This window comes from Pokkaliibacter sp. MBI-7 (assembly GCF_029846635.1).
In the GTDB taxonomy this organism is placed as follows: Bacteria; Pseudomonadota; Gammaproteobacteria; order Pseudomonadales; family Balneatricaceae; genus Pokkaliibacter.
In genome coordinates this window covers 1997354-2009663 of sequence record NZ_JARVTG010000002.1, presented here as the reverse complement: position 1 = coordinate 2009663, position 12310 = coordinate 1997354, and the positions used below count along the sequence as shown (strand labels likewise).

Annotated in this window: 10 protein-coding genes; 7 read left to right on the top strand and 3 right to left on the bottom strand. The window is 52.2% G+C overall.

The genetic code is table 11. The annotated features are described in order from the left end of the window. The first annotated feature begins 94 nt into the window (after window positions 1-94). Window positions 95-1924: a phosphogluconate dehydratase gene (edd, locus tag QCD60_RS28875; protein WP_279790780.1), complete on the top strand. Its 1830-nt coding sequence runs from the start codon at window positions 95-97 to the stop codon at window positions 1922-1924. Then, on the top strand, window positions 1917-2876 hold the full coding sequence (gene glk / locus QCD60_RS28870; protein WP_279790778.1) for a glucokinase: 960 nt from the start codon (window positions 1917-1919) through the stop codon (window positions 2874-2876). The genes edd and glk overlap by 8 nt, the downstream gene beginning before the upstream one ends. 107 nt (window positions 2877-2983) lie before the next feature. Here glk and QCD60_RS28865 read toward each other — a convergent pair whose 3' ends face one another. Next, entirely contained in the window at window positions 2984-3775 is a 792-nt protein-coding gene (locus QCD60_RS28865; RefSeq protein WP_279790775.1) for an endo alpha-1,4 polygalactosaminidase, read from the bottom strand. Between the two features lie 156 nt (window positions 3776-3931). On the opposite strand from QCD60_RS28865, the gene nagZ reads away from it, so the two are divergent. The 3 genes from nagZ (at window position 3932) to QCD60_RS28850 (ending at window position 7841) form a co-directional block, all read left to right on the top strand. Further along, window positions 3932-4960, top strand: a complete 1029-nt coding sequence (gene nagZ / locus QCD60_RS28860; RefSeq protein ID WP_279790773.1) for a beta-N-acetylhexosaminidase — start codon at window positions 3932-3934, stop codon at window positions 4958-4960. Between the two features lie 306 nt (window positions 4961-5266). After that, window positions 5267-6910 (top strand): glucose-6-phosphate isomerase, encoded by a 1644-nt coding sequence (gene pgi / locus QCD60_RS28855; RefSeq protein WP_104153898.1) that lies wholly within the window; start codon window positions 5267-5269, stop codon window positions 6908-6910. A gap of 94 nt (window positions 6911-7004) precedes the next feature. Next, window positions 7005-7841 (top strand): hypothetical protein, encoded by an 837-nt coding sequence (locus tag QCD60_RS28850; protein WP_279790771.1) that lies wholly within the window; start codon window positions 7005-7007, stop codon window positions 7839-7841. A gap of 91 nt (window positions 7842-7932) precedes the next feature. On the opposite strand, the gene phaC is transcribed toward QCD60_RS28850, so the two are convergent. Further along, complete coding sequence (gene phaC, locus QCD60_RS28845) at window positions 7933-9681, bottom strand: class I poly(R)-hydroxyalkanoic acid synthase (RefSeq protein WP_279790769.1); 1749 nt, start codon at window positions 9679-9681, stop codon at window positions 7933-7935. Between the two features lie 291 nt (window positions 9682-9972). On the opposite strand from phaC, the gene QCD60_RS28840 reads away from it, so the two are divergent. Both QCD60_RS28840 and QCD60_RS28835 read left to right on the top strand, forming a co-directional pair. Continuing rightward, on the top strand, window positions 9973-11070 hold the full coding sequence (locus QCD60_RS28840) for a polyamine ABC transporter substrate-binding protein (protein ID WP_104153895.1): 1098 nt from the start codon (window positions 9973-9975) through the stop codon (window positions 11068-11070). A gap of 69 nt (window positions 11071-11139) precedes the next feature. Continuing rightward, window positions 11140-11424 carry a glutaredoxin family protein gene (locus QCD60_RS28835; protein WP_279790766.1) on the top strand — a complete coding sequence of 95 codons (285 nt, stop codon included), beginning with the start codon at window positions 11140-11142 and terminating at the stop codon, window positions 11422-11424. Here the strand turns inward: QCD60_RS28835 and QCD60_RS28830 are convergent. Continuing rightward, entirely contained in the window at window positions 11408-12217 is an 810-nt protein-coding gene (locus tag QCD60_RS28830) for a TatD family hydrolase (RefSeq protein WP_279790764.1), read from the bottom strand. The two genes, QCD60_RS28835 and QCD60_RS28830, sit on opposite strands and share 17 nt — an antisense overlap. Between the last annotated feature and the right edge of the window lie 93 nt (window positions 12218-12310).

Below are 12310 nucleotides of genomic sequence, written 5' to 3'. Positions count from 1 at the left end.
GGGGGTAAATTTTCTACAATCGAGGCAGACTCAAGTCAATTTTTTTAGTAATATTACCAAAAACGCTCTGGGCAAGAACAAAACAGGAGCATGTATGCACCCAATTCTGGCGGAAGTGACCGAACGTATTCGTCAACGTAGTGAGGCCAGCCGCTCCGCTTATATAAAGGCTATGAAACAGGCTGAGCAGAAGGGGCCATATCGTGGCACTCTCGGTTGCGGCAATCTGGCGCATGGTTTTGCTGCCTGCGCTCAAACTGATAAGCAGACGCTGAAATTGATGAATCAGGCTAACGTAGCCATTGTTTCGTCATATAACGACATGTTGTCTGCGCATCAGCCTTTGCAATCATTTCCCGAGATCATTAAGCAGGCGGCTCATGAAATGGGCTCCGTTGCACAGTTTGCTGGCGGTGTGCCTGCCATGTGTGACGGCGTGACTCAGGGCGAGCCGGGCATGGAATTGTCGCTGTTTTCACGCGATGTCATTGCCATGTCTACCGCCATTGCGCTCTCTCACAACATGTTTGATAGCGCTCTGTATCTGGGTGTGTGTGACAAGATTATTCCCGGGTTGGTGATCGGTGCGCTTCGGTTTGGTCATCTGCCAGGTCTGTTTGTACCGGCAGGTCCGATGGTGTCGGGGATGCCAAACAAGGAAAAGGCCCGTATTCGCCAGTTATTTGCCGAAGGGAAAGTAGGCAGGGATGAGTTGCTCGAGGCCGAATCTCAGTCTTATCACAGCCCGGGTACCTGTACTTTTTATGGCACCGCTAACTCCAATCAGATGCTGATGGAGATCATGGGGCTGCATTTGCCAGGTGCTGCCTTCGTTAATCCAGGGACGCCGATGCGTGATGCGCTGACAGCGGAAGCGGCACGTCAGGCTGTGCGCAATAGTCATGTGGGTGGCAAGTTCCGTCCTCTTTATGACATCGTCGATGAGAAAGCCATTGTCAATGCCATGGTTGCGCTGATGGCTACTGGCGGTTCAACCAACCATACGCTGCACCTGGTCGCTATGGCTGCGGCTGCCGGTATTTGCATTGACTGGCAGGATTTCTCTGATCTTTCTGCCGTGACACCTCTGCTGTGTCGTATCTATCCCAATGGTCAGGCTGACGTGAATCACTTCCACGCTGCAGGTGGTGTTGGCTTCTTGGTGCGTGAGTTGCTGGATGCCGGTCTGTTGCATGAAGACGTTAAAACCGTGGTGGGTGATAGCTTACGAGACTACGCGAACGAGCCGTTCCTTGATGGTGGTCAGGTTAGTTGGCGCGCGGCGCCTGTGAATAGCCTTGATGAAGCGGTATTGCGTCCGGCGAGTCGTCCCTTCAATGACGAGGGGGGGCTGAAGCTGTTGCAGGGAAATCTGGGGCGTGGCGTCATCAAAGTCTCTGCTGTTGCGGATGAACACCAGATCGTCGAAGCGCCTGCCAGGGTGTTTCATGATCAGACTGAATTGGCAGCTGCCTTTAAAAAGGGTGAGCTGGAGTGCGACTTTGTCGCAGTAGTGCGTTTCCAGGGGCCGGCTGCCTGTGGCATGCCTGAGTTGCACAAGATGACACCTTACCTTGGTGTGCTTCAGGACAAAGGGTTCAAAGTGGCTCTGGTAACCGATGGTCGTATGTCGGGAGCATCTGGGAAGGTACCTGCGGCGATACATGTATGCCCTGAAGCGGTGCATGGTGGCCCGCTGGCTAAAGTGCGTGATGGCGATATGGTGCGTCTGAACGCCAAGACCGGTGAGTTGCAAGTGCTGGTCGGTGACGCTGAGTGGGCCGGTCGTGAACTGGTGGAAGTCGGTGAAGTATCTCATCAGGGTATGGGACGTGAGCTGTTTGCCATGATGCGTCAGGTGGTGAATGGCGCAGAACAAGGTGCCACCGTTTTCGGTCAGCTGGAGGCATATCGCCATGAGTGATTGGGCTCTTGTGGGGGATGTCGGTGGGACCAATGCACGATTCGCGCTCGTGCATCCCGGTAGCGTTGAGCTGTATCACATCAAAGTGCTGCCTTGTGCCGAGTTTGACAATCTGGATGGTGCGGTGCGGGCATATCTGCAGCAAGTAGGTGTAACCGTTCAGGAGGCCTGTATTGCTTTTGCCTGCCCGGTGCATGGCGATGAAGTAAAGATGACCAACAACCACTGGCGTTTCAGTAAGTCGTCCATGCAGGTATCGCTTGGGTTGCAGACACTGAAGTGCATTAACGACTTCACGGCGATGGCGTTGGGTATGCCGCAAGTGCCAGACAGTGATGTAATCGCTGTCGGTTCTGGTGACAGTCTGCATGGTCGCCCTCGTCTGGTGATCGGGCCGGGAACGGGTCTTGGGGTGTCGGCGCTGGTATCCAATGGTAATGACTGGATTCCTCTGGCCGCTGAAGGTGGGCACGTGAACTGGGCTCCGACGTCGGAGTGGGAAATTCAGTTGTGGCTGCACTTCAGGAAGCATTTCAGCCGAATCTCTGCTGAGCGACTGCTGAGTGGTGCGGGTCTGTTGCTGCTGTATCAGGGTTATTGTGCGCTGAGAGGGCTGGAAGAGCGCTGTATCACGCCAGCTGACGTCACTAACGGGGCTTTGCAGGATGGCGATGAGCTCTGTCTGGAGGTGCTGAATCACTTCTGTGGCATCCTCGGCGAGGTGGCAGGTGACGCAGCGCTGACCATTGGTGCTCTCGGTGGCGTGTATATCTGCGGCGGCATTGTGCCGCGTTTTCCAGAGTTGTTTCTGGTAAGTCCGTTCCGTCAGCAGTTTGAAGAGAAAGGCCGTTTCAAGGATTACATGAAAGCAATCCCGGTGTGGCTGGTGAATGCTGAATATCCAGGGTTATTGGGTGCGGCTGCCGGGCTGGCTAACGCTGCAGTGCATTAATTCATCTCTGTTCAATTTTTAACGTGTGTTGACTGGTGGGGAGGGATCCCCGTGTGCCTTGTGCCGAGAGTGAAGCTCTCGGCTTTTTTTTGTCTGCTGTTTGTGTGTCAGTTTGCACTGGGAGTAGGGCAAAACTGACTGAACTGGTCAAAGTTTCGATGTTTGATAACGGCTGAAAACTTGTTGCTCTGGGCGTACTGGCAGAGCTCTTCCGGGTTTACTTCGCTATCTGCGAACTCGACAAGAACAACAGGCTTGTTTTGCGAGGCAAACTGCGTGTAGGCATCGCAACCGTTCCCACTGTAGCAACCCTGAGCAACAGCAAAATCAAAGTCATCGACAAGGATGCCCACCAATTGTGGTGAATCGCGCATGCCGACCAGTAAATGGTGCTGATGTGCCAGTCTGGCCAGATGCAGATTGAAGCTGATCTGGTCGGCTTGAGTCACAGGGAAGCCAGAGTCCTGCTGGTATACGTCGAGATTGGTAAGTTCAACACCCTGATAGCCCTGATCAGCACATTGCTGCATGCGAGCGTCGAGGATGGGAGTCAGGCTGTCTGTGGCGCGAATATCAAGCCACTTTTCACCTTCCCAGCCCGCTGCATCGTTGCCAAGAATGTCATCGGGGAATTGGTCGGCATCTGGTCGCCACTCTTGCCATGTGCCAGCACTGATAGTGCACACCAGCATGGAATTGCGTTGCTTTAGCAGGCTCAGATCGCTGGCAGCAAGGTTTTGAAAATCCAGATCATAGACATCTGCTTCGGGGCTGTTGGCGTAGTCCCCCGAGCTTTGTAATTGCCAGTGCAATATGGGGTTGGGAAAGGAGGCTGCGGAGGCATTAAAGGTTAATGCAAGCAGTATGGCAGGCAGTACGGTATGCCTCAGGTAACTCATAGCAGTTCAATGCCCACAGTAGGAGGCCGAAAGGTGGTGCAAGGATAAACCGCCTAATCAAAAAAGGCGATCGGGATGCGGCAATTGGCGTGACTGGGTAAGATGCTGACGGCTTTACCGTTGATAACGAAAACTTTCTGGCTGGCAAGGTAATCGATGATGACAAACGCAGCGCCACTGGCGGGCATATTCGGTTGTGATGGCGTAACGCTGAGTGCCGATGAAATGGCTTTCTTTCGGGATATTAACCCGCTGGGGCTGATTCTGTTCAGGCGCAACTGTGAAAGCCGTGATCAGCTGAAACGGCTGACAGATTCCTTCCGTGAAGCGGTAGGTAGGGCAGATGCGCCTATTTTGATTGATGAGGAAGGTGGGCGTGTACAGCGACTGCAGCCACCAGAGTGGGTGGCACATCCTGCGGCGCGTGAGCTTGGGGTGGTAGCGGAGAAAAATCTGGAGCGTGGTGTGCGAGCGGCCTATATCAATGCCCAGCTGATAGCGCATGAACTGGTGCAGTTAGGGATTAATGTTGATGCAGCGCCGGTACTGGATTTGCTGGTTGATGGTGCTAATGAAGTGATTGGCTCGCGCGCTTTTTCAAAGGATCCGGAGCTGGTGGCTGCGATGGGGCGTGCCGCATGCGAAGGCTTTCTGAGTGCAGGGGTTCTGCCGATTATCAAACACATGCCTGGGCATGGTCGTGCCAATGCGGACAGTCACATTGCGCTGCCGACTATTGATGTGGATGGAGATACCCTGCTGGCGACAGACATGGTGCCGTTTCGTCGGCTGAACGATATGCCCTGGGCGATGACTGCACATATTGTCTATCCGCAGCTGGATGCTGAGCGGCCTTGTACTCAGTCGCCAATCCTGATTGGTCATTGGTTGCGTGAGCGGATCGGCTTTGGCGGTGTGATTATTACGGACTGCATTCATATGAATGCCCTGGAAGGGACGCATGCTGAGCGGGCTGCCAGGTCGGTAGCTGCAGGTGTCGATCTGGTGCTGAATTCCCATGGCCCTGTAAGCGATATGTATGAAGTGGCCAAGGTGTTGCCAGTACTTGAAGGCATGGTTAAGCAGCGCGTTGAGCGATCTTTGCAGATGATGCAGAAGGGTGAGGAGCTTGATGTGCAGATGTTGATGAAGGAGCGAGAGGATCTGCTAAAAGCGGGGAGATAATCTGGGATCGTGAGCGAGGTTACCGGCCTGCCGATAAGTTTAAGAGCACCCGAAAGCCCTCAGTCCGGTAACCTACTCACAGGGCAGACTTTACTCCTCACAATGTGTGTAGGCAAGATTTTGTTGGTAATTTTAGTAAATTTTTTGCCTGTCTCTAGTGTTTATATAGGCTTGTTTTGGCTTTATAGTGTGCACTCTTCGTTATTTTGTTGTTAATAAAACTACAAATGACAACTGACAAACCTTCTTCGGTGAGTCGAGCTGTCACTTCACCCCATTTTGGAAGTGCGCAAGAGGAAACTCTAAATGAAGTTGAACATGACCCCAGCCTGGCAGGCGTTGCAAGCCCATCGCGATGCGACCAGAGATCTGAACCTGAATACGCTGTTTGCTCAGAATCCGGATCGTTTCGAGCGCTTTTCGCTGGGGCTGAATGGCTTAATGTTCGACTTCTCCAAACAGCTGGTGACCGAGGAAACCCTTCGGCGCCTGGTAGCTTTGGCAAGACAGCAAAACCTTCAGGGGCGTATTGAGGATCTGTTCGGTGGTAAAAAGCTGAACATCACTGAAGATCGCCCGGCTCTGCATACTTTGCTGCGTGACCGGTCCATCTATTCCGTCAATGAAGAAGGGGAAACGGTCAGCCATCAGGTACAGCGTGTACTGGATCAGATGCGTCCTTTCGTTGACAAGGTTCGCTCCGGTCAGTTCAAGGGCTTTACGGGCGAAGCCATTCGCGATTTCGTCCATATTGGCGTGGGTGGTTCCGATCTGGGCCCTAACCTGGCCTGTCTGGCACTGGAAAGCGGTGAGCCGGGCCCTATCAACATGCATTTTGTTTCTGCGATGGATGGGGTACAGATTGTTGATAGTCTCAAACATCTTGATCCTGCGACGACGGCATTCATCATTACTTCCAAGACCTTCACCACCATCGATACCATGGCTAATGCTGATCGTGCCAAGGCGTGGCTGCTGGCTGCCTGCCCTGATGCCGAGAAGGCATGCCGCCAGCTGATCGGTATTTCGGTCAACAAGCAGGCGATGTCGGCTTATGGCGTTGCCAGCAGCCAGCAGTTTGAGTTCTGGCATTGGGTGGGGGGACGTTACTCCCTGTGGTCGTCCGTGGGGTTGTCAGTCGCACTGTATCTGGGCATGCACACCTTTGAGGGATTGCTGCATGGTGCCTTCATTGCCGACCAGCATTTCCGTACTGCTCCGCTGGAGCAGAACATACCGGTCATCATGGCATTGCTGCATGTATGGTATCTGAACTTCTGTAAGTGTGGCTCTCGCGTAGTGTTGCCTTACACCAGTTGCCTGAAGTATTTGCCAGACTATCTGCAGCAGCTGGAAATGGAGTCTTGCGGTAAAAGCGTGAGCAACGATGGTGAATGGCTGGATGTAGAAACCTCTGCGGTTATCTGGGGCGAGTTTGGCCCGAATGGTCAGCATGCTTTCTATCAGTCGTTGCATCAGGGCAATCAGATGGTGCCGGCAGACTTCATCATGGTGTGCAAACCTCCCCGTGCAGACAACTACGATCAGCATCTGCTGTCGGTTGCCAACTGTGTGGCTCAGTCACAGGCCCTGATGACGGGTAAATCTGAGGAGGACGTCCGTGCGCAGTTACAGCGTGAGGGGTTGGATGAAGAACATATCGAGCGTCTGTTACCACACCGCATGTATCCCGGCAATCGTCCCAGTTCAACTATCGTACTGGATGAGTTGAGCCCGAAAAATCTGGGTATGCTGCTGGCGTTATATGAGCACAAAGTCTTTACCCAGAGCATGATCTGGAATATCAATCCCTTCGACCAGTGGGGCGTGGAGCTGGGCAAGCAGTTGTCCAAACGTATGTACGATGAGCTGCAAAGTGGTGATACATCCACCCACTATGATGGTTCGACCAAGGGCTTGATGAATATCTTCCGTACTCACAGCCGCTGATAGCATAAACAGGCCGAGGTTGTGCTCCTCGGCCTGCAAGTATGCAGTTGTGAGTAATACCAAAACAATGATCTTTCCAACTGAGATACATGCCATGCAGTTACCCGAATGGATTACAAGTGAGCGCTGGGGGGAGCATACCCTGCTTCGCGTCAACACGGCGTGGAGTACGTTCTGCATCAGCCTGTATGGTGCCCATGCGTTGAGCTATGTGCCATGTGGCCAGAAAGATCTGTTGTGGTGGTCAACCAGGGCTTTCGCGCAGAAAGGTAAGCCGATTCGAGGTGGTGTGCCTTTATGCTGGCCTGGCTTTGCTGAAAATACTGAGCCATTTCACGGTACTGCGCGTTTACAGGACTGGATCCTGGTTGAGGCAGAAATGACAGAGGACTATGCCCGACTATTACTGGAACCTACGCTCAAACATGAAGTGTTGCAGGTTAGTCTTGAGGTGCTGGTCAGTGATCGGCTTGCACTGCGTCTGCACTCTCAGAACCTTGGTTCCGAAGTGATGGAGTTAACCCAGGCGCTGCATACGTATCTGCAGGTATCTGCATGGAATGACATTGCCCTGACGGGGTTGGATGGCTGTTTGTTCGTCGATAAGTTGAATGCCGGTAGTGAAGGAGTGCAGGCTGGGGTGCTTCATCCTCAGGAAGGAATAGATCGCATCTATGTTCACTCCGGTGCGGTGAAAGTCCTTGATCCGGGGTTAAATCGTGTCATTTGGGTACGCAAGGCTGCCAGCGGTTCGACAGTGGTTTGGCATCCCGCAGAAAAAGCAGCCACCATTGCAGATATGGATTCAGCAGAAGCTGAGCACTTTATTTGCGTTGAAGCGGCTAATACGCATAAAGACAAGGTGAGCTTGCTGCCGGGCGACAGCTGGGGTCTGGAGACCGTGCTGAGTGCTGAGCCGCTGCATGCCTGAAACTGAGGTGAAGCGGACTGCGTCTGCCATTTAGGTTTATTAAAGATACGGCCTCAACTGAGGCCGTATCTTTAGGTGCTTTAGGTGAAAGTTACAGTCGTGTGGTGACGAAGCTACCTGGTGCAGCTTCCAAAGGCGGGTAGCTGCTATTCCCTGGGCTGTCTGGTGCTTCGATCTGCTTGCCTGCCCGACGCTTCAGCCATTGTTGCCAGTGCCCCCACCAGCTACCCGGCTCCTGTGTCGCATTTGCCAGCCATTCATCGGCAGTGTCAGGCAGATTGTTGTTGGTCCAGTAATGGCGGCGGTTTTTGCTGATGGGGTTAATGACGCCTGCCACATGGCCACTCGCACCCAGTACAAACTCAGGCTGGCCGCCAAAGTGACGGGCTCCTTTGTAGGTTGATTTCCAGGGGGCTATATGGTCTTCCGCTGTAGAGAGAAAGTAGCAGGGGATGGATATCTTGCTCAGATCCACAGGCTCGCCGCATAGTGTTAGCGCATCTGGTTGTATAAGGCAGTTTTCCAGATAGAGCTTGCGCAGGTAGAAGCTGTACATGCTGGCTGGAAGGTTAGTCGGGTCGCTGTTCCAGTACAAAATATCAAAAGGCGGCGGCTGCTTGCCTTTCAGGTAGTTGTTCACCACGTAAGACCAGATAAGGTCATTGGCTCGCAGCATGTTGAAGGTAGTGGAAAGGTCTTTACCTGACAGATACCCCGCGCCGTTAACTTTTTCAATGAGCGCCTCTACCTGTTCTGGGCTGATAAAGACGCCCAGCTCCCCGGGTTCGCTAAATTCAGTCAGGGTTGTGAGAAAGGTCGCTGACCCCACACGTCGGTCCTTCTTTTTCTCCATGACAGCCAGCGCAGAGGCTAGCAGCGTGCCGCCAATGCACCAGGCAACCGCATTCACTTTCGCCTGAGAGCCATGAATGTTCTGAACGACTTCAAGTGCTTTGAATACACCCTCTTGCAGGTAGTCATCCCAGTTCAGATGGCTTTGTGCTGCTGTGGGGTTACACCAGGAGACAAGGAAGGTGTGCTGGCCGCTATCGACACAGAATTTGACAAAGGAGTTGTCTGGCTGAAGGTCCAGAATGTAGTACTTGTTGATGCAGGGCGGAATGATCAGTGTGGGGCGCTCGTAAACCTTTTCGGTAGAGGGGGCATACTCAATCAGTTGCATCAGCTCATTCTGGAATACTACCTTGCCGGGAGTGACGGCAATGTTTTCTCCCAGAGTGAACGCTTGTTCGTCGGTCATGCTGATGCGACCTTTTTCAAGGTCGCTAAGTAAGTTTTCCAAACCATCAATCAGGCTTTGCCCCTTGGTTTCCACAGCTAGTTGCATGATTTCCGGGTTGGTCATAAAGAAGTTGCTGGGAGAGATGGCATCAAGAAATTGTCGGGTATAGAACTTCAGCGTCTGCTTCTGCTTGCTGTCCATCTCCGCCTTGTCGGTCATTTCCTCGAACAGGCTGGTCATCAGCAAGTAAGACTGTTTGATGGAGTCAAATACGGGATGTTCATTCCATTGTTTATCCTGAAAGCGTTTGTCGCTGGCGCTGCCGGAAGTGGTTGTATCTTTCTTGCCGGTCATGGCCTGATGCCAGAGGTTGAGCTGTTTTTGTTGATACTCGACCAGCGTCTTCCACCATCTGCCCGGATCGTCCATGGAGCTTTGCAGAAAGTGCTGCCATGACTCGTAGTACTGTTTGAGGATTTCGTCCTGACCCGAGCCGAGGAGCTGCTGGATCTGCTTACGACTTTGCTCGCTGAAGTTTTGTAACCAAACCTCATTCAGCGTATCTGGCCAGGGGGTTTTGGGAGTGGAAGCCGGCATAAACAGTCCTCTGTTATGAATGCTGCATCTATATAAGCATTCCGATTATAAATTGGCCAGATTTGAGAAGGCTGGGCTGCATGAATCCTGGCCTATACCCAAATGGGTATTGTCATAGGGTCTCCCTTTGTTCACCAATAGGACGATGACAGGGCCTGCACGAGACGAAAGCCAATAAAGTGACTTACAAGAAAATTTATTTGTCATATCGAGTATAAAAAATGTTTTTGGCTGAGGTGAGAATCCTGTTATAAACGCCAAAATTTCATCTCTAAACAAGGGAGTTAGCATATGTCCAAGTGGGTAAAAACAATCATCGCCAGTGCGGTATTGGCTACCAGTGCTGCGGCAGTGGCAGCAGAAGAGCCGGTGCTTCACATCTATAACTGGTCTGACTACATTGCTGAAGACACTATCGCTAACTTTGAAAAGGCCACCGGCATCAAAGTGGTGTATGACCTTTATGACAGTAACGAAGTGCTGGATGCCAAGCTATTGTCTGGTAACAGTGGTTTTGATCTGGTTGTGCCTTCTGATTTCTATCTTGGGCGTCAGATAGCGGCAGGCATTTACCAGCCTCTGAAAAAAGACGCACTGAGTAACTATGGCAATCTGGATCCTCAGCTGATGAAGATCATGCAGTCAGTGGATAAAGACAATGCTCATGCCGTGCCCTACATGTGGGGAACCAATGGTATCGGTTACAACGCCGAGAAAGTGAAGGCTGCTTTGGGTGAGAACGCTCCGGTAGATTCCTGGGATCTGGTTTTCAAGCCGGAAAACATGGAGAAATTGGCAGGTTGTGGTGTAGCCTTCCTGGACTCTCCCAAGGAAGTGATGGCGACTGCCCTGAATTACATGGGTAAAAATCCTAACTCCGAAGATCCCAAAGACTATGAAGCCGCCAAGGAAATGCTGCTGAAAGTACGCCCTTATATTCGCTACTTCCACTCGTCTCAATACATTAATGATCTTGCAAACGGCGACATCTGCGTAGCCGTTGGCTATTCAGGCGACATTTTGCAGGCCGCTGATCGTGCTACAGAAGCCGCCAATGGTGTCAAAGTGGAGTATCGCATTCCAAAAGAAGGCGCACAGATGTGGGTTGACTCCATGGCCATTCCTGCTGATGCCAAGCACCCAGAAAATGCCCACAAATTTATCAACTTCATTCTGCAGCCTGACGTAGTGGCAGGTATCTCCAACTATGTGATGTATGCCAACCCCAACGCCAAGGCTACTGAGCTGGTTGATGATGCGGTCAAGAGCAACCCAGGCATTTACCCATCTGATGATGTGAAAGCCAAGCTGTTTATGGTCACACCTGCCTCAGCCAAGCTGGAGCGTGTTATCACTCGTGCCTGGACGACTGTTCAGACTAACCAGTAAGGTTAGCGAACGTCTGGCACGTTAAACTACACCCCGGTAACGGGGTGTAGTTGTTTTGGAGGTGGGTGTATGAAGCTTTATCTGTATGGTACTGAGGGATGTCATCTTTGCCATCTGGCAGAGCAGACAGTGGCAGCGTTGAAAGGGGAGTTTGATCTGCAGGTTCAGCAGGTGGATGTTTCTGCGACCGATGACTTGATGGGGCGCTATGGTATTCGCATTCCTGTGGTACGAGTGGACAAGCGCATAGATGATCTGGGCTGGCCCTTCGATGCTGCTGTATTGCAACGATACCTGTCTGGTGAAGTCATCGTTCCACATAATCCGCAAGAGGCGTTTAATCCTTTTGCATAACAGGTAGCCGGAACAGTCGTTGGGCGTTGGCAGTGGTGCGGATAGCAATTTCCTCTATTGGTTCTGATCGCAACCGAGCTACTTGCTGTAATACCTCTGGCAAAAATGCTGGTTCATTACGCCCGCTTTTGGGCTTCGGGCGCAGTGTCCGGGGTACCAGATACGGTGCATCCGTTTCCAGCAGGAGCTGATCCAAAGGGATATCCTTGATGAGCTGCTGCAATTCCTGACCACGGCGTTCGTCACACACCCAGCCAGTAATGCCAATAGCCAGACCAAGATCCAGGTATGCATACAAAGCTTGTCTGGTACCCGTAAAGCAGTGCTGTACACCGCCGGGAATGTCATCTCTATGTTCTTTGAGAATGGCTAGCTGGCGTTCGAATGCATCGCGTTCATGCAGGAATACTGGCTTTTGTACGTGAGATGCAATTTCCAGCTGGGCATGAAAAGCGCTTTCCTGAAGTATGCGAGGTGAAAAGTCGCGATGGAAGTCCAGCCCTGTTTCGCCGACGGCGACCACCCGGTCAGCTTTGGCCAAAGAGCTCAGCTCTGCAATGGCGATGGCTGACGCATCTTTTGCATCGTGCGGATGAATGCCCGCAGTGCAGTACAGCAGCGAAGCATTGCCATGCACTGTACACAACTCCAGTGCCTGTTGGCTGGATACCAGAGATGTGCCAGTTATGATCAGAGTATCGACACCCGCTTGAGCGGCGCGTGCGAGAACTTCGGCTTGATCTCTATCAAAGGCAGCGTTGGTGAGGTTTACGCCAATATCAATCAGTTTCATGGCGACTCCGCAATTAAGTGAATCTTGACGATTAACTGGGCTATACTCTGACCAGCACTTTAGCTGGGCTGGGGTGCTTTAGATGTACAGACC